Below are 17,768 nucleotides of genomic sequence, written 5' to 3'. Positions count from 1 at the left end.
ACACGGTGGCCGGCGAAACGCACGCAGAGCCCACATCGGTACCCGCCGAGGCACGGGAGAAGCACGCGCTGCTCGCTGAGCAGATCGAGGAGCACCGCTTCCGGTACTACGTGAAGGACCAGCCGGTCATCAGTGACGCGGACTTCGACAAACTCCTGCGCTCGGTGGAGGCCCTGGAGGACGAGTACCCCGAGCTGCGCACCCCCGACTCCCCGACCCAGAAGGTCGCGGGCGCGTACGAGACCGAGTTCACGTCGGTCCAGCACCGCGAGCGGATGCTCTCGCTCGACAACGCCTTCGACGACCTGGAGCTCGCGGCCTGGGCCGAGCGCGTCGCAAGAGACGTCGGCACGACCGGCTACCACCTGCTGTGCGAGCTGAAGGTCGACGGCCTCGCGGTCAACCTCACCTACGAGCACGGCCGCCTCACGCGCGCGGCGACCCGCGGCGACGGCCGCACGGGCGAGGACATCACGCCCAACGTCCGTACGATCGCGGAGATCCCCGACCGGCTGCACGGCGACCGCGTCCCGGACCTCGTGGAGATCCGCGGCGAGGTCTACTTCCCGATGGAGAAGTTCGAGGAGCTCAACGCCCGCCTGGTGGAGGCCGGCGACAAGCCCTTCGCCAACCCGCGCAACGCGGCGGCGGGTTCGCTGCGCCAGAAGGACCCGCGCGTCACCGCGAGCCGCCCGCTGCACATGGTGGTGCACGGCATCGGCGCCCGCGAGGGCTTCGACATCGATCGCCTCTCGGGGGCCTACGAGCTGCTCCAGGAATGGGGCCTGCCGACCACGCCGTACGCGAAGGTCGTCGACGACCTCGACGGCGTACGGGAGTTCATCGCGTACTACGGGGAGAACCGCCACTCCGTGCAGCACGAGATCGACGGCGTGGTCGTCAAGCTCGACGAGATCCGCCTGCAGGGCCGGCTGGGCTCCACGGCCCGTGCCCCGCGCTGGGCGATCGCCTGGAAGTACGCGCCCGAGGAGGTCAACACCAAGCTGATCAACATTCGGGTGGGCGTCGGACGTACCGGCCGCGTCACGCCGTACGCGCAGGTCGAACCGGTCACGGTGGCCGGTTCCGAGGTCGAGTTCGCGACCCTGCACAACCAGGACGTGGTCAAGGCCAAGGGCGTCCTCATCGGGGACACGGTCGTGCTGCGCAAGGCCGGTGACGTCATCCCGGAGATCCTCGGACCGGTGGTCGACCTGCGCGACGGCAGTGAGCGGGAGTTCGTGATGCCCGCCGAATGCCCGGAGTGCGGGACGCCGCTGCGCCCGATGAAGGAAGGCGACATCGACCTGCGCTGCCCGAACGCCCGCACCTGCCCGGCCCAGTTGCGCGAGCGGCTCTTCTACCTGGCGGGCCGCAAGGCGCTGGACATCGAGCACTTCGGGTACGTCGCCGCCGCGGCGCTCACCAAGCCGCTGGAGCCGGCCGAGCCGCCGCTCGTGGACGAGGGCGACCTCTTCGACCTCACCATCGAGCAACTGCTGCCCATCAAGGCGTACGTCCTCGACCAGGACAGCGGACTGCCCAAGCGCGATCCGAAGACGGGCGAGGAGAAGATCGCCACAGTCTTCGCCAACCAGCAGGGCGAGCCGAAGAAGAACGCGATCGCGATGCTGGACACCATCGCGGCGGCCAAGGAGCGCCCGCTGGCCCGCGTGCTGACCGGGCTGTCGATCCGTCATGTCGGGCCGGTCGCCGCCGAGGCGCTGGCCCGCGAGTTCCGCTCGATCGACCGGATCGAGGCGGCCACCGAGGAGGAGCTCGCCGCCACCGAGGGCGTCGGCGCGATCATCGCCACCTCCCTCAAACAGTGGTTCGCGGAGGACTGGCACCGCGAGATCCTGCGCAAGTGGCGGGCGGCCGGGGTCCGCATGGAGGAGGAGAGCTCCGGCGAGGACGAGGGGCCGCGTCCGCTGGAAGGCCTCACCGTTGTCGTCACCGGAACGCTGGAACACCACACACGGGATGGCGCGAAGGAGGCCTTGCAGAGCCGGGGAGCGAAAGTGACCGGTTCTGTTTCGAAGAAGACATCTTTCGTCGTTGTGGGAGACAATCCCGGTTCCAAGTACGACAAGGCCATGCAGCTGAAAGTTCCGGTTCTGAACGAGGACGGCTTCGCCGTCCTGCTCGAACAGGGATCGGCCGCGGCGGCGGAAGCCGCACTTCCGATCGAGGAGTAGCGGTTGAAGGCCACCCGTTCGGCGCATATCAGATGCATACGGGTGGCCGGGTCGCATTCGGGCAACCGTCTACGACCGCTGCCCGTGGAAGCCTTCTGCGGCCTACTGTTGAGATGTGCGCCTGCCGTGCCCAGCTGCGGTCGGGGCATCCCCTGCTCCTCGGGAGTTGGGGGATTGGTTTTCGGACGCGGCGGCCGTGGCGAGTTGTCTTCGGGCTCGGGCCGCGTGGCGTGGGCACCGCCGGCTGTGAGAGGGACGGGAATGGAACCGACCGAGAGCGCCGCCCCTGACTCATGGCTGCGCCGGATGGCCGGCGCATGGGGCGGGGGCTGGGGCGGGACAGCGCGGACATCGGACCGCCCCGGAGTTCCGCCTCGCTCGGCCGGTGGCGGCGCGGGAGTCGGCGGTCTTGCTCCCGGCCCCGGCATGGCCGGGCACGAACCCGAACGGCCCATATCCTGGCCCGCACTGCCGACGGCGGTCGTCGTGGCGGCCGCGCTCGTCCTGGGGGCCGGTTTCTACCGGGCGTTCAGCGATGATCACGCGCTCTTCCCCTCCGGTGCCGTCGGCTGGTCGCTCGCCGTGCTGACCGGCATCATCGTCGGCCACCTCGTCGCCCTCGGCCGCTCCCGCTGGTGGGGCGGCACGGGCTCCGGCGCCGCCCTCACCCTCGCGGTCCTGTTGCTGTACGGCTGGGTGCCCGCCGGAATGGTCAGCCTGACCGTCGTCGTCCTGGTCGGCATCGCGCGCCGCAACCGGTGGCGCCAGGGCATCCTGCACGGCGCGGTCGACATCCTCGGCATCGGAGCCGGGGCGCTGGTCCTGGCCGCGTGGGAGCGGTTCCCGTCCGTCGAGACGCCCTGGAGCCCGGAGACCTGGACCCTCTCCGCCGTGCCCGAAGTGGTCCTGGTCGCCGCCGCCTATCTCGCGGCCACTCGCACCCTGCTCTGGTTCGTCCACACGCCGCGCACCGGCGGCCTGCCGACCGTCGCCCGTACGGCCCTGGCCAGACAGGGGCTCGTCGCGGTCGCGCTGCTCGGCATCACACCGCTGATCTGCGTGGTCGCGATCGCGCGGCCCATGCTGCTGCCGCTGTTCTCGATCCCGCTGATCGCTCTCGACTCCACGCTGTGGATAGCCCGTGCGCGGGCCGAGGAGCAGTTGCGCGACCCGCTGACCGGGCTGCCGAACCGGCAGTGGCTCCTTGAACGTACGTGGACGGCTCTGGATGAAGCCGAACGCATGGGTGCGCGTTCTGCCCTGATGTTGATCGACCTGGACCGTTTTCGTTCGGTCAATGACACACTCGGGCATCTCGCCGGCGACCGGCTGCTCCTTCAGATAGCCGATCGGCTGCGGCTCAACCTGCCGCGCGGGGCGGAGGCCGCGCGGCTGGGCGGCGACGAGTTCGCCGTACTGCTGCCCATCGCTGACTCCACGACGTCGGCCACGCGCATCGCCCGCAATCTCGTCGCCGCGCTCGGTTCGTCGCTCGACCTGGACGGCCTCTCGCTCGTCCTGGAGGCCAGTGCCGGGCTCGCCGTCTTCCCCGACCACGCGCTCGACGCCGAGGGGTTGCTCCGGCGGGCGGACGTCGCCATGTACCAGGCGAAGCGGGACCGGACGGGCGTGGAGGTGTACGAGTCCAAGCGGGACTCGAACACACCGGACCGGCTGGGCCTGCTGGGGGATCTGCGCCGCGCCCTGGACGCCGGTGACGTCGAACTGCACTACCAGCCGAAGGTCCGGTTCGACGGTCAGGTCGCCGGACTCGAGGCGCTCGTACGGTGGGTGCACCCCGAGCGGGGGAGGGTGGCGCCGGACGAGTTCATCGCCATCGCCGAGTCGTCCGGGCTGATGCCGCACCTCACGGAGTACGTCCTGGAGACGGCACTCGCGCAGGTCGCACGCTGGCGGGCGCAGGGACTGTACGTGCCGGTCGCGGTGAACGTGTCGCCGCGTGATGTGCACACCCCCGGGTTCGCGGGCTCGGTGGCGGCGCGGCTGGCCCGGCACGGGGTTCCGGCGGGGTCGCTCCAGCTGGAGATAACGGAGCATGTGCTCCTCGAGGATCCGCAGCGGGCCGCGGACACCCTGGCCGGGCTGACCGGGCACGGAGTGAAGATGTCCCTCGACGACTTCGGTACGGGCTACTCCTCGCTCGTTCATCTGCGCCGGCTGCCGGTCAGCGAGCTGAAGATCGACCGGTCCTTCGTCGCGAGGCTCGCCGTGGACAACGAGGACGCGGAGATCGTGCGCTGCACCATCGATCTCGCGCACTCGCTCGGACTGCTCGTCGTCGCCGAGGGCGTGGAGGACGACGAGACGTGGGAACGGCTGCGCGATCTCGGGTGTGACGCGGTGCAGGGGTGGCTGGTCGCCGCGGCGATGCCTCCGCAGGACACCACCGCGTGGCTGCTGGCCCGCGGGTCGCGGGGGTGGCAGCGGCCGCGGGCCGCGTTGCCGGCGGCGGAGTAGTCCCGCCGGCCGGTGGGGGCGGCTTTGCTCGCCCGCCCGCGCACCGCCCGTTTACGGCTCGTTGACAAGTGGACCTCTGCCGTGCGGGTTCAGCGCCGTCGGCGCCTGTCCGTCCGGGGCCTGGCGCCCTTGTCGGTCACGGGCGGGCGTGGGTGTGCGAGCCCTCCGGGGAAACCCGGGCGCAGGCACCGTCCCCCGACCCATAGGATTGGGCCAAACCACACACACTCACCCCCAGAGGAACGCCGCATGCCTGGCATCACGCGCGAGGAGGTCGCCCACCTCGCACGGCTGGCGCGTCTGGAGCTGAAGGGCGAAGAGCTCGATCACTTCGCCGGCCAGCTCGACGACATCATCGGCGCGGTCGCCCGCGTCAGCGAGGTCGCCGACCAAGACGTACCGCCGACCTCACATCCGCTGCCGCTGACGAACGTCATGCGCGCGGACGAGGTCCGTCCGTCGCTCACCCCCGAGCAGGCGCTCTCCGGCGCCCCGGCCCAGGAGCAGCAGCGTTTCAAGGTGCCGCAGATCCTGGGGGAGGACTAATCACCATGACGGACACCAACGTCAACATCATCCGGCTGACCGCCGCCGAGATCGCCCAGAAGATCACCGAAGGCGAACTCACCGCCGTCGAGGTCACCGAGGCGCACCTCGCCCGTATCGAGGCCGTCGACGAGAAGGTGCACGCCTTCCTTCACGTGGACCGGGAAGGCGCCCTCGCGCAGGCCCGTGCCGTGGACCAGAAGCGGGCCAACGGCGAGAAGCTCGGCCCGCTGGCCGGCGTACCGCTCGCGCTCAAGGACATCTTCACCACCGAGGGCATCCCGACCACCGTCGGGTCGAAGATCCTCGAAGGGTGGATCCCGCCGTACGACGCGACCGTCACCAAGAGGCTGAAGGCCGCCGACGTCGTCATCCTCGGCAAGACCAACATGGACGAGTTCGCCATGGGGTCCAGCACCGAGAACAGCGCGTACGGGCCCACCGGCAACCCCTGGGACCTGAGCAGGATCCCCGGCGGCTCCGGCGGCGGTTCGAGCGCCGCGCTCGCCTCCTTCCAGGCTCCCCTCGCCATCGGCACGGACACCGGCGGCTCGATCCGCCAGCCCGCGGCCGTCACCGGCACGGTCGGCGTCAAGCCCACGTACGGCGGCGTCTCCCGCTACGGCATGGTGGCCTTCTCGTCCTCCCTCGACCAGGGCGGCCCCTGCGCCCGTACGGTCCTGGACGCGGCCCTCCTCCACGAGGTCATCGCCGGGCACGACCCGCTCGACTCGACCTCCGTCGACGCCCCGGTCCCGCCGGTCGTCGAGGCCGCGCGCAACGGCTCCGTCACCGGCATGCGCGTCGGCGTCGTCAAGCAGTTCGCGGGCGAGGGCTACCAGGCCGGAGTCGTCCAGCGTTTCAACGAGTCCGTCGCCCTCCTCAAGGAGCTGGGCGCCGAGATCGTCGAGCTGGACTGCCCGTCCTTCGACCTGGCGCTCTCCGCGTACTACCTGATCGCGCCGTCCGAGTGTTCCTCGAACCTCGCCCGCTTCGACGCCATGCGCTACGGCCTGCGCGTCGGCGACGACGGCACCCACTCCGCCGAGCAGGTCACCGCCCTCACCCGTGAGGAGGGCTTCGGCGACGAGGTCAAGCGCCGCATCATGCTCGGCACGTACGCCCTGTCCAGCGGCTACTACGACGCGTACTACGGAAGCGCCCAGAAGGTCCGTACGCTCATCACGCGCGACTTCGAGAAGGCGTTCGAGCAGGTCGACGTGATCGTGTCGCCCACGACGCCGACCACCGCCTTCCCGATCGGCGAGCGCGCCGACGACCCGATGGCGATGTACCTCGCGGACCTGTGCACCATCCCGACCAACCTGGCGGGCAACGCCGCCATGTCGCTGCCCTGCGGTCTCGCACCGGAGGACAACCTTCCGGTCGGCCTGCAGATCATCGCCCCCGCGATGAAGGACGACCGGCTGTACAAGGTCGGCGCCGCCGTCGAGGCCGCCTTCGTGGAAAGGTGGGGGCACCCGCTGATCGAGGAGGCTCCGTCGCTGTGAGTGCCATGGCAAAGAAGGCCAAGAACTTCAAGAAGTCCAAGACCGGGGTGTACGTCTCGCTCGCGAGCACCGCCTTCGGTGCGCTCAGCGTCGCCAAGCAGGCCAAGCTCGCCCGCGAGGACGGCGACTTCCTGCGGCTCGTCGACGCCGCCGTATCCGCCGCCGCCATCGTCACCGGCCTCGCCATCCTCTACCGGGAGCTCAAGCGCCTGGGCGACGACGACGTCCTGCTGGGCTGAGAGGGAAGTTTTCACCGTGACCACCACGACCGACGAACTGGTGTCGTACGAGGACGCCCTGGCGACGTACGACCCCGTCATGGGCCTCGAAGTCCATGTCGAACTCGGCACCAAGACCAAGATGTTCTGCGGGTGTTCCACCGAGCTGGGCGCCGAGCCCAACTCGCAGACCTGCCCGACCTGCCTCGGCATGCCCGGCGCGCTCCCGGTCGTCAACGCGATCGGCATCGAGTCCGCCATCAAGATCGGCCTCGCGCTGCACTGCGAGATCGCCGAGTGGTGCCGCTTCGCCCGGAAGAACTACTTCTACCCGGACATGCCGAAGAACTTCCAGACCTCCCAGTACGACGAGCCGATCGCCTTCAACGGCTATCTGGACGTCCAGCTGGAGGATGGCGAGGTCTTCCGCGTGGAGATCGAGCGCGCCCACATGGAGGAGGACACCGGCAAGTCGCTGCACGTCGGCGGCGCCACCGGCCGAATCCACGGCGCCTCGCACTCGCTCCTCGACTACAACCGCGCCGGCATCCCGCTCATCGAGATCGTCACCAAGCCGATCGAGGGTGCGGGTGAGCGCGCTCCCGAGGTCGCCAAGGCGTACGTCGCCGAGCTGCGCGAGCTCATCAAGGCGCTCGGTGTCTCCGAGGCCCGCATGGAGCAGGGCCAGATGCGCTGTGACGTGAACCTGTCGCTGCGCCCGTACGGCCGGGAGAAGTTCGGCACCCGGAGCGAGACCAAGAACGTCAACTCGCTTCGCTCCGTGGAGCGTGCGGCCCGCTTCGAGATCCAGCGCCATGCCGCGGTGCTGAACTCCGGCGGCACGATCATCCAGGAGACCCGCCACTTCCACGAGGACACCGGGTCCACGACCTCCGGCCGGGTGAAGGAGGAGGCCGAGGACTACCGGTACTTCCCGGAGCCCGACCTCGTCCCCGTCGCCCCGTCCCGTGAGTGGGTCGAGGAGCTGCGCGGCGGTCTGCCCGAGCAGCCGCTGGCCCGCCGCAACCGGCTGCGTGCGGAGTGGGGCGTCGGCGCCCACGACATGCAGTCGATCCTCAACGCCGGTGCCATCGACCTGATCGTCGCCACCACCGAGGAGGGCGCCGACTCGGCGTCCGCCCGCAAGTGGTGGATGGGCGAACTGGCCCGCAGTGCCAACGAGTTGGGCAAGGCCCTCGAGGACCTGCCCATCACCCCGGCGCAGGTCGCCCGCGTCACCGCCCTGGTGGCCGAGGGTTCCCTCAACGACAAGCTGGCCCGCCAGGTCATCGAAGGCGTCCTCGCGGGAGAAGGCACCCCGGACGAGGTCGTCGACAAGCGCGGTCTGAAGGTCGTCTCCGACGAGGGCGCGCTGACCGCCGCCGTCGACGAGGCCATCGCCGGCAACCCGGGCATCGCCGACAAGATCCGCGGCGGCAAGCTCCAGGCCGTCGGCGCGCTGGTCGGCGCGGTCATGAAGGCCACCCGCGGCCAGGCCGACGCGGCCCGCGTCAAGGAACTGATCCTGGAGAGGCTGGGCGTCAGCGAGGGCTGAGGTCCGCGTTTTTCTGCGCCCCAGGGGGATGCATCGATTCCGATGCATCCCCCTGGGCGTGTCATATGGCCGGGGCGACAGAGTCCCGCGTGTCATATGGCCCGGGACGACAGAGTCCCCAGGAACGTCCTGTGAGTTGGGTCCCACTCCTGTGAATAAGCCCACGAATGCGACGGACGATCACTTCCGGCTGTAAGAGTGGCTGGACATTGCTCATGCGTTCTTTGCGGGCTGTTCACTTCTATAGAGGCTGTTTCCGTTCTGTAGCGGCTGTTCCCGGTCAAAGACCCTCGAATCATCCCCAGGGAGCAGGCCCGTGGCAGCCCTCGCACGCTGGTGTGTCCGACGCCGCCTCGTCGTCGTCCTGCTGTGGCTCCTGGCGCTCGGCGGTGTCTGGGCCGCCGCGGCCGTCGCGGGCTCCGCCTACTCGAACGACTACGAAGCACCCGGCACCGAGTCGGGCCGCGCCACCCAGCTCCTGCGGGAGGGCTTCCCCGGCCTCGGCGGCGACAGCGACACCGTCGTCTGGCACACCACCGCGGGCAGCGTGCGCTCCGCCGACGTCCAGCAGACGATGACCCGTGCCCTGGACAGGATCGCGGGCCTGCCCGGGGTGGCCTCCGTGGTCAGCCCGTACGAGGGGCAGGGCTCGGGCAGGATCAGCGGCGACGGACGTACGGCCTACGCCACGGTCACCTTCGACAACCCGGCCGAGACCATCGACAAGGGCGAGGCCCAGGCCGTCGTGAGCACCGCCAAGGCCGCCGCGGCCGACGGCCTCCAGGTGGAGCTGGGCGGCGGCGCCATCGCGCTCACGCAGTCCTCGGGCGGGCACCTCGCCGAGATCGTCGGTGTGGTCGTCGCCGCTGTGGTCCTCTTCCTCGCCTTCGGCTCGCTCGCCGCCTCCCTGCTGCCCATCGCCACGGCCCTGGTCGGTGTCGGAACGGCGTACGCCGCGATCGTGCTCCTGGGGCACGCGATGACTGTCGCCGACTTCGCGCCGATGCTCGGCCTGCTGATCGGACTCGGCGTCGGCATCGACTACGCGCTGTTCATCGTGACCCGGCACCGGCGCGGCCTCAAACGCGGACTCCCGGTCGCCGAGGCCGCGCGGAACGCCGTCGCCACCACGGGCCGGGCGGTCGTCTTCGCCGGCGCCACCGTCTGTGTCGCCCTGCTCGGCATGCTCATCCTGCGGCTCGGCTTCCTCAACGGCGTCGCGATCGCGGCTTCGCTGACCGTGATCCTCACGGTCGCCGCCTCAGTGACGCTGCTACCGGCGCTGCTCTCCTTCATCGGTCCACGCGCGTTGAGCCGCCGTGAGCGGCGCCGACTGTACGAGCACGGCCCCCAGCCGGAGATCCCGACCGGGCTCGCCGCCCGCTGGTCCGTCTTCGTGGAGCGGCACCCCAAGGTGCTCGGCTCTGTCGCCCTGGCCGTCATGGCGTTGCTCGCCCTGCCCACGCTCTCGCTCCACCTGGGCACCTCGGACCAGGGCAACGACCCGGAACGGACGACCACGCGGCAGGCGTACGACCTGATAGCCGAGGGCACCACCCCCTCGGGAGTGGCCGAGACCGGGGGAGGCTTCGGGCCCGGGGTGAACGGGCCGCTGACGCTGGTCACGCGGGTCGGCGGGGCCGAGGACAAGCTGGCGCTCGACAACCTGGACGCCACGCTCCGGGCGACCGAGGGCGTCGCGTCGGTGACCCCGGTGACGTACAACTCCGCCGGCGACACCACGTACCTCACCGTCGTCCCGGACTCCGCGCCGCAGTCGCAGCAGACCAGCGCCCTCGTCGACAGGCTGCGCACCGAGGTGCTGCCGCGTGCCGAGGCCGACACCTCGCTCGACGTAGAGGTCGGCGGTGTGACGGCGAGCTACGACGACTTCGCGGACGTCATCATCGGCAAACTGCCCCTCTTCATAGGCGTCGTCATAGGCCTGGGCTGCGTACTGCTGCTGCTCGCCTTCCGTTCGATCGGCATCCCACTGAAGGCCGCCGTGATGAACGTCGCCGCCGTTGCCGCCGCCTTCGGAGTCGTCGTCGCGATCTTCCAGTGGGGCTGGGGGAGCGAGCTGCTCGGCCTCGGCCGCGCGGGCCCGATCGAGCCCTTCCTGCCGGTGATCATGGTCTCGGTGCTCTTCGGGCTCTCCATGGACTACCAGGTCTTCCTGGTCAGCCGGATGTACGAGGAGTGGCTGGAGACCGGCGACAACCGGCGGGCCGTCCGGGTCGGCCTCGCCGAGACGAGCCGCGTGATCAACTCCGCCGCCGTCATCATGATCTCGGTCTTCCTGGCCTTCGTGCTCAGCGGTGACCGCGTCATCGCGATGTTCGGCATCGCGCTGGCCGCGGCCGTCGCCCTGGACGCCTTCGTCCTGCGCACGCTCCTGGTGCCCGCCCTCATGCACCTGCTCGGCGGCGCCAACTGGTGGCTGCCCCGCTGGCTCGAGCAGCGCCTGCCGCGCATCAGCATCGAGCCGCCCGAGTGCCGCGCCGCCCATGAGAGGCTGGCCGGCGCGACGGACGCCGAGGTGGCGGACGTACTGGAGAAGGAGCGGCGGCAGGATGTACGCGATATCCCTGGGTGACGACGGAGCGGAACTGCGGCCCCTGGAGCCCTGGCACGCCGAGGAACTCCTGGCGCACATGGAGCGGGGACGCGAGTTCATCGGCCGCCACATCGCCCTGCCCGACGCGGTGAAGGACCTCCCGTCGGCGCGGGCCTTCCTCCAGGCGTACGCCGACAAGCGTGCCGCCGACGAGGGTTACCTGTACGGGATCTGGCTGACGGGGAAGCTCGTCGGCGGGCTGCTCTTCAGGATCTTCGACACCGCGCAGCAGTCCTGCGAGGCCGGGTGCTGGCTGGAACCGGCGGCCGCCGGGCGCGGCCTCGTCACCCGCGGGGCGCGGATCATCATCGACTGGGCGGTCGAGGAGCGCGGTATGTACCGCGTCGAGTGGATCGCCTCACCGGCGAACGAACCGAGCCTGAACGTGGCGCGGCGGCTGGGCATGACGCAAGAGGGCGTACTTCGCGAAAGCTACCTTTACCGGGGCGTACGGAGCGACATGGAGGTCTGGTCGGTGCTCGCGCCCGAGTGGCGGGCGGCACGCGCGGGTCACGATCGATAACGATCGACTTCCATTCCCGCGAACATTAAGAGACCTCTCAGACAGCATCCGTACGGTGCGAGGTATGGGAACCAAGACTGTTGACGAGGCCGGGGTCGAGACCGGCGCCGAGGCGAAGAGCGAAGAGGAGAAGGTGGACGTCACCAAGAGCGACGCCGCCGAGGCCGACGAGGCCACGGACACCGACGGGGAGGCCACGGCCGGCACCCCGGACGAGGACGAGGACGGCTTCGAGGACGGCGAGGAGCCGACCGAGGTGGTCGCCGAAAAGGCACCCTCAGGGGTCGGCCTGGGTGCCGCCGCTGTGGTCTCGGCCGTACTGGCTCTCGTCTCGCTGACCGGCGGCTGGGTCGGTACCGTCGCCCAGGCGCGCGACTCGCTGCAAGGGCAGCTGGAGACCGCGTCGACCGCGACCGTCCAGACCCAGATCGACCAGGTCTACGGCAACTCGTGGGAGGCCACCGCGCTGGTCGCGGGCATCTTCGCCCTGATCGCCCTGATCGTCGGTGTCGTCGTCCTGGTCCGCCCGGCGTTCGGGGACCCCGAGCGGGTGCTGCAGCCGACGTGGGTCACGTCCGTCGCCTGGGCGGGTGTCACGCTCGCGGTCATCGGCCTGCTGCTGGCCGTGCTCAAGTACACCGACGTCCTCCTTCTGACCACGCCGACCGCGCCGGCCGGCTGAGCACTCGCTCCCCGAGCCACCCGGCTTTTCCTGAGGGGCCTTAGGGCCCGCCTTACGTCACGTGCGGCGGCTCTAAGGCCCTTCGTGCGCTCAAGATGCGGAACTCTCCCGATGTGGCGCACCCCCCTTGGAGACGAAGGTTGAGGCATCGCAACAAGCGAAGCCCGAAACCGACTCTTCACGAGGGGTACGAGATGTTCGAGTACGAGCTCCAGCAGATCCGTTCCGCAGAGCTGATCCGCGAGGCACAGAACCACCGGCTGGCTCGCGAGGCTCTCCGCGGACGCCGTGCCGCCCGCCGCGCCGCGCGCGATGCGGCACAGAACGACCCGGAGGGGCAGGCGCATAGCCGCCGTCCCCGCCGGCACCGGTTCGCCCGCGCCGCGTGAACACCGGCGCCGGGCCACGGGAGGACGGCCGCACGGGGGTCGGCCGTTCTCCCCGGCCGCGGGGCACCGTCCCGGCGGCCGCATCACCGGTCACCGTCCCGGTAAGCGCATCACCGGCCGCAGGGTCGGCACGTGCATCACTCGCCGCTGGGTCGGCGACCGGGACAACCGCCGCCCTCCCGATAACCAGTGCCGCACTGTCAGACCCCTGTGCGATGCTCGGGCCAATGGAGACCAGGTCCGTCAGCCCGGTGTTCGTCGGACGCGCCCAGGAGCTGGGCGTGCTGCACGACGCGCTCGCCCGTGCCGCCGCGGGCGAGCCGCAGGCATTGCTGCTCGGCGGCGAGGCCGGGGTCGGAAAGACCCGCCTGATCGAGGAGTTCGCCACCTCGGCCGGACGTGAGGGTGCCGTCGTGGTGTGCGGCGGCTGCGTCGAGATCGGCGCCGACGGACTGCCCTTCGCCCCCTTCTCCACGGCCCTGCGTGCCCTGCGCCGCCTCCTTCCGGACGAGGTCACCGCCGCTGCGGCCGGACAGGAGGACGAACTGGCCCGGTTGCTGCCGGAACTGGGCGAGGCCGCCCAGGGGCGGCGGTACGAGGAGGAGGGCGTGGCCCGCCTCTTCGAGCTCACCGCCCGCCTCCTGGAGCGCGTCGCCGCGAACCGCACGGTCGTCGTCGCGCTCGAAGACCTGCACTGGTCCGACGCCTCCACCCGCCACCTCCTCGCCTACCTCTTCCGCACACTGCGCAGCGGTCGGCTCGTCGTCGTCGCCACCTACCGCGCCGACGACATCCACCGCCGTCACCCGCTCCGCCCCCTGCTGGCCGAGCTGGACAGGCTCCGCACGGTCCGCCGTATCGAACTGGGCCGCTTCAGCCGAGCCGAGGTAGGCCGCCAGATCGCCGGGATCCTCGCCCACGAACCCGACCCGGGTCAGGTCGACGAGATCTTCGAACGCTCCGACGGCAACGCGTTCTTCGTCGAGGAACTCGCCGTCGCCTCCGACCAGGGCTGCCGCACGACGCTCACGGACACCCTCCGCGACCTGCTCCTCGTCCGCGTCGAAGGCCTGCCCGAGAGCGCCCAGCGGGTCGCCCGGATCGCCGCCGAGGGCGGCTCCACCGTCGAGTACCCATTGCTCGCCGCCGTGGCCCGGCTCGCCGAGGACGACCTCATCGAGGCGCTGCGGGCCGCCGTCGGCGCCAACATCCTGCTGGCCTCACCCGGCGGCGACGGCTACCGCTTCCGCCACTCCCTGGTCCGCGAGGCCGTCAGCGACGACCTGCTTCCCGGCGAGCGCTCCCGCTTCAACCGGCGCTACGCCGAAGCCCTGGAGGCCGACCCGACGCTCGTCCCGGCCGGCGAGCGCCTCACCCGGCTGGCCAGTTACTGGTACCACGCCCATGACGCGGACAAGGCCCTCCCCGCCGTCCTCGACGCCTCCGTCGAGGCCCGTTGCCGTCACGCCCACGCCGAGCAACTGCGGCTCCTGGAGCGGGCGATGGAGCTGTGGGACGTCGCCTCCGAGGACGTACGGGCCGAGCTGCGCCCCGTCGACCACGTGGAGGTCTATCCTCCCCAACCGCCTGAAGGGCGTGCGGGGACCCCCAGTGGCTGCGATACGGCGACCACGCCGCTGCGCTATCTCGACCTGATGGCGGAGGCCGCCGTCGCGGGCCGGCTGTGCGGTGAGCGCGAGCGCGCCCTGAAGATCACCAAGCGGGCGCTGCACCTCCTGGAGGACGACGGCGATCCGCTGCGCGCCGCCTGGTTCTGGTGCCAGCGCTCCCGCCTGGTCCAGGCCCAGGCACGCGGCGACGGCTGGCAGGAACTCGGCACCGCCCAGGAGCTGGTCCGCGGCCTGCCCCCGTCGGAGGTGCACGCCGACGTCCTGTCGAACGTCGCCGCCTGGTGCATGCTGCACGAACCGGGCCCCGGCGCCTTCTCGGCCGCCGAGCGCGCCGTGGAGTACGCGCGCATGGTCGGCGCCCGGGACATCGAGCTGAACGCCCGGCTCACGCTCGGCGGCCTCATGGTCGACGCCGGCGACATCGAGGCGGGTCTCGCGGAGCTGTACAAGGTCAAGGATCTGGTGAACCGACACGGCGCCTCCCTCGTCGTGGGCCGCGTCCACATCAACCTGCCCTCCCATCTGGAGTCGCTCGGCCGCTCTCGCGAGGCCGTCTCAGTCCTGGGCGAAGGCGTTGAACTCGCCAAGCGGAAGGGCCTGTTGGACACCGAGACCTATATCTGGGGCAATTTCTCGGAGTCGCTCGACTCGCTCGGGCGCTGGGACGAGGCCGTCGAGGCCGCGGGAAAGGCGCTGCGTATCGGGCTCAACGGCAAGGCTTCCGGGTTCGCCGGCATCCGACTCTCCCAAGTCGCGCTGGCTCGCGGTGATCTCGCCGAGTCGGGACGCCAACTGGCTGCCGCCCGCGCCCGCTTCGGCACCCATGACCCCATGCCCCAGCACTCTCTCCCGTTGCTCAGCACCGCGATCGGTATCGCCACCGCCGAGGGCCGCATCCTCGACGCCCGCGCCGCCCTGGACGAGGCCCTGAGCGCGGGCTTCCCGCCCGGCACCCAGCGTTACGGCTGGCCACTGCTGCTCGCCGCCGCCACCGCGGAGGCCGACGCTCGCGGGCTGCCGGTCGCCGAAGCGGGCCGCGCCGAGACGGTGGATCAGCTCCGCTCCGCCGCCAAGTCCCTGGCAACCGGCGCGCCCCTCTGGCTCGCGTACGAGAAGTGGGTGCACGCCGAGCTCCACCGTGCCGAGGGCGTGACCATCCCGAGCGACTGGTGCGGGGTGGTCGCCGCCTTCGAACCCCTGGAGCGCCCCTACGACCTCGCGCGTGTACGCCATCGCCTCGCCGACGCCCTGCTGGCCTCGGGCGCGGACGGCGACGACCGGGAGCGCGCCACGGAACTCCTCCGCCTGGCCGGGGCCGCTGCCGGCCACCTCGGCGCGCGCCCCCTCGCCGACGCCGTCGCGCTGCTCGCCCAGCGGGCCCGTCTCGTCCTGGGCCGAGCCCCCGGGCGGTCCGCCCTGGCCCCCGTCGACCCCGCGGTCGCCCTCGGCCTCACCAGCCGTGAGCGCGATGTCCTGCGCCTCGTCGCCGCCGGCCGCAGCAACCGCCAGATCGCCGAGGAACTCTTCATCTCCCCCAAGACGGCCAGCGTCCATGTGTCGAACATCCTCGCGAAGCTCGGCGTATCCGGCCGAGGTGAGGCGGCGGCCATGGCCCACCGCCTGCGGTTGTTCCCGCCCGAGACCCCTGCCGCCCAAGCCCTGGGCTGAGGTTTACGCTGTAAAGGATCCGGGCCGAGGGAGGCGCCGTGTTCAACATGTTCGAGGAGCTGTTCTCACCGGGCCGCAAGCACACCAACGACGAACGCAAGCGCCTGGAACTGAGCCGCGTGGACCTGGACGACGGTGACCCCGGCCACGGCCCCATAGACCTGTCCTCGGGCAAGGTGGTCGTACGAGCACCGGCGCCCGAACCGGCGACTCCGCGAAGCCCGGCCGCGGACGTGACGGAGGCCGAGGAGCCCGATGGGGACGCGACGGAGCCAGATGGGGACGCGACGGGGGCCGGGGAGCCCGACGGGGACGGGACCGGGGTGCCCGATGGGGACGCGACGGGCGCCGTGGAGCCCGACAGGGACGCGACCGGGACCGGGGTGCCCGAGGGGAACGGGACGGAGCCCGAGGGGAACACGACGGAAATCGAGAGGCCCGACAGGGACTGAGCGAGCAGCCCACCGCTACGCCCCTACATCCTCAGTTCCGCAATCACGTCACCTCAAGCTCCAGAATCCTGTCGTCCCCCTCCCCGGGGCTGCCCCGCCCGTCCGTCTCACTCGTCACCAGCCAGAGCTTGTCGCCGCCCGCCGACACCACCGTCCGCAGGCGGCCGTAGTCACCTTCCAGGAAGGCCTGCGGTTCGGCTGAGGTCTCGGTGCCGTTCAAGGGGATGCGCCACAGGCGTTCGCCCCTGAGGCCCGCCATCCAGATGGAGCCCTGCGCGTAGGCGATGCCGCTCGGGGAGGCGTCGTCCGTGTGCCACTGGGCGACCGGGTTCAGATACTTGGAGTTGTCGCTCTCGCCCTCGACCACCGGCCAGCCGTAGTTCCCGCCCGGTTTGATCTGGTTCAGCTCGTCCCAGGTGTCCTGGCCGAACTCGGCGGCCCACAACCGCTGCTTGTCGTCCCAGGCGAGACCCTGGACGTTGCGATGCCCGTACGAGTAGACGACCGAGTCGTCGAAGGGATTGCCCGGCGCCGGCTCGCCCTCGGGAGTCATCCGCAGGATCTTGCCGCCCAGTGACTTGGTGTCCTGGGCCAGACCCGTCTGGCCCGTCTCACCCGCCCCCGCGTACAGCATCTTGTCCGGGCCGAAGGCGATCCGGCCGCCGTTGTGGATGTATCCCTTGGGGATACTCCTGAAGATCGTGTCCGGTGAGCCGAGCTGCTCCCCGGACGGTTTGTTCTCGTCGTACAGCATGCGGACGATGCGGTTGTCCGAGACCGTGGTGAAGTACGCGTAGACCAGGTGGTCCGAGGCGTAGTCCGGGGAGAGTGCGATCCCCAGGAGGCCGCCCTCTCCCTCGGGGGCCACCCCTGACACCTCGCCCAGCTCCGTCTTCTTGCCGCTCTCCCCGTCGACCCGCGTGATCGTCCCCTCGTCGCGCGAGGACACCAGCAGGTCGCCCTCGGGCAGCGGTGCCAGGCCCCAGGGGGAGTCGAGGCCCTCGGTGACGGTGCGCACGACCTTCACCGAGCCCTTGGCGGGCGGTGTCTCCTCGGAGGCCTCAGCGGAGGACGAGGCCCCCGGCTCCGTACTGCCGCCGGCACTGCTGCTGCTCGGCGACGTGCCTCCGCCGCCGGCTGTCGTCCCTCCGTCGTCGGAGGAACAGCCGGCCGTCACCAGAAGCGCGGCCGTGGCCAAGACGGCCGTCACCACTCGTCGTTGCACGATCATGGGGTCCCTTCGACGCGGCGGTCCTACTGTTCATACACCGCTCGCGTCCCACGAGTTCCCGATCACGGA

General features: G+C 70.7%; 13 protein-coding genes. 12 read left to right on the top strand and 1 reads right to left on the bottom strand.

Annotated elements, in window-relative coordinates; all coding sequences use genetic code 11:
- Positions 1-5: 5 nt before the first annotated feature.
- The 12 genes from ligA (at position 6) to ACFYPC_RS32195 (ending at position 16,468) form a co-directional block, all read left to right on the top strand.
- Positions 6-2,198 carry an NAD-dependent DNA ligase LigA gene (gene ligA / locus ACFYPC_RS32250; protein WP_391889914.1) on the top strand — a complete coding sequence of 731 codons (2,193 nt, stop codon included), beginning with the start codon at positions 6-8 and terminating at the stop codon, positions 2,196-2,198.
- Positions 2,199-2,459: 261 nt separating this feature from the next.
- A complete protein-coding gene (locus ACFYPC_RS32245; protein WP_391889911.1) occupies positions 2,460-4,676 on the top strand; it encodes a putative bifunctional diguanylate cyclase/phosphodiesterase in 2,217 nt (738 codons plus the stop codon).
- 249 nt (positions 4,677-4,925) lie between these two features.
- Positions 4,926-5,222, top strand: a complete 297-nt coding sequence (gene gatC / locus ACFYPC_RS32240) for an Asp-tRNA(Asn)/Glu-tRNA(Gln) amidotransferase subunit GatC (RefSeq protein WP_015036350.1) — start codon at positions 4,926-4,928, stop codon at positions 5,220-5,222.
- 5 nt (positions 5,223-5,227) lie between these two features.
- Entirely contained in the window at positions 5,228-6,733 is a 1,506-nt protein-coding gene (gene gatA, locus ACFYPC_RS32235; RefSeq protein WP_391889908.1) for an Asp-tRNA(Asn)/Glu-tRNA(Gln) amidotransferase subunit GatA, read from the top strand.
- 5 nt (positions 6,734-6,738) lie between these two features.
- Positions 6,739-6,972, top strand: a complete 234-nt coding sequence (locus ACFYPC_RS32230; protein ID WP_185146129.1) for a hypothetical protein — start codon at positions 6,739-6,741, stop codon at positions 6,970-6,972.
- 16 nt (positions 6,973-6,988) lie between these two features.
- Positions 6,989-8,506, top strand: coding sequence for an Asp-tRNA(Asn)/Glu-tRNA(Gln) amidotransferase subunit GatB (gene gatB, locus ACFYPC_RS32225; RefSeq protein ID WP_391889905.1), 1,518 nt, complete (start codon positions 6,989-6,991; stop codon positions 8,504-8,506).
- 316 nt (positions 8,507-8,822) lie between these two features.
- On the top strand, positions 8,823-11,102 hold the full coding sequence (locus ACFYPC_RS32220) for an MMPL family transporter (protein ID WP_391889903.1): 2,280 nt from the start codon (positions 8,823-8,825) through the stop codon (positions 11,100-11,102).
- On the top strand, positions 11,080-11,646 hold the full coding sequence (locus ACFYPC_RS32215; RefSeq protein ID WP_391889900.1) for a GNAT family N-acetyltransferase: 567 nt from the start codon (positions 11,080-11,082) through the stop codon (positions 11,644-11,646). The genes ACFYPC_RS32220 and ACFYPC_RS32215 overlap by 23 nt, the downstream gene beginning before the upstream one ends.
- A gap of 64 nt (positions 11,647-11,710) precedes the next feature.
- Positions 11,711-12,328 (top strand): hypothetical protein, encoded by a 618-nt coding sequence (locus ACFYPC_RS32210; RefSeq protein ID WP_391889898.1) that lies wholly within the window; start codon positions 11,711-11,713, stop codon positions 12,326-12,328.
- 194 nt (positions 12,329-12,522) lie between these two features.
- Entirely contained in the window at positions 12,523-12,717 is a 195-nt protein-coding gene (locus ACFYPC_RS32205; protein WP_391889895.1) for a hypothetical protein, read from the top strand.
- Between the two features lie 215 nt (positions 12,718-12,932).
- Positions 12,933-16,016, top strand: a complete 3,084-nt coding sequence (locus ACFYPC_RS32200) for an AAA family ATPase (protein ID WP_391889892.1) — start codon at positions 12,933-12,935, stop codon at positions 16,014-16,016.
- A 47-nt stretch (positions 16,017-16,063) separates the two neighbouring features.
- A complete protein-coding gene (locus ACFYPC_RS32195; RefSeq protein WP_391890086.1) occupies positions 16,064-16,468 on the top strand; it encodes a DUF6191 domain-containing protein in 405 nt (134 codons plus the stop codon).
- Positions 16,469-16,511: 43 nt separating this feature from the next.
- On the opposite strand, the gene ACFYPC_RS32190 is transcribed toward ACFYPC_RS32195, so the two are convergent.
- On the bottom strand, positions 16,512-17,699 hold the full coding sequence (locus ACFYPC_RS32190; RefSeq protein WP_391889889.1) for a PQQ-dependent sugar dehydrogenase: 1,188 nt from the start codon (positions 17,697-17,699) through the stop codon (positions 16,512-16,514).
- Between the last annotated feature and the right edge of the window lie 69 nt (positions 17,700-17,768).

Origin of the sequence: Streptomyces sp. NPDC005808, assembly GCF_042871385.1 — a bacterium.
In the GTDB taxonomy this organism is placed as follows: Bacteria; Actinomycetota; Actinomycetes; order Streptomycetales; family Streptomycetaceae; genus Streptomyces.
The sequence above is the reverse complement of the archived record's forward strand: the minus strand, read 5'-3'. Positions and strand labels throughout refer to the sequence as shown.

What these genes read in the sequence shown, in the direction of transcription:
- gatA (WP_391889908.1), top strand. Translation starts at nt 5,228, where the DNA reads ATGACGGACACCAACGTCAACATCATCCGGCTGACCGCCGCCGAGATC.
- ACFYPC_RS32195 (WP_391890086.1), top strand. Translation starts at nt 16,064, where the DNA reads ATGTTCGAGGAGCTGTTCTCACCGGGCCGCAAGCACACCAACGACGAA.
- ACFYPC_RS32245 (WP_391889911.1), top strand. Translation starts at nt 2,460, where the DNA reads ATGGAACCGACCGAGAGCGCCGCCCCTGACTCATGGCTGCGCCGGATG.
- ACFYPC_RS32200 (WP_391889892.1), top strand. Translation starts at nt 12,933, where the DNA reads ATGCTCGGGCCAATGGAGACCAGGTCCGTCAGCCCGGTGTTCGTCGGA.
- ACFYPC_RS32205 (WP_391889895.1), top strand. Translation starts at nt 12,523, where the DNA reads ATGTTCGAGTACGAGCTCCAGCAGATCCGTTCCGCAGAGCTGATCCGC.
- ACFYPC_RS32210 (WP_391889898.1), top strand. Translation starts at nt 11,711, where the DNA reads ATGGGAACCAAGACTGTTGACGAGGCCGGGGTCGAGACCGGCGCCGAG.
- ACFYPC_RS32190 (WP_391889889.1), bottom strand. Translation starts at nt 17,699, where the DNA reads ATGATCGTGCAACGACGAGTGGTGACGGCCGTCTTGGCCACGGCCGCG.
- ACFYPC_RS32230 (WP_185146129.1), top strand. Translation starts at nt 6,739, where the DNA reads ATGGCAAAGAAGGCCAAGAACTTCAAGAAGTCCAAGACCGGGGTGTAC.
- ACFYPC_RS32215 (WP_391889900.1), top strand. Translation starts at nt 11,080, where the DNA reads ATGTACGCGATATCCCTGGGTGACGACGGAGCGGAACTGCGGCCCCTG.
- gatC (WP_015036350.1), top strand. Translation starts at nt 4,926, where the DNA reads ATGCCTGGCATCACGCGCGAGGAGGTCGCCCACCTCGCACGGCTGGCG.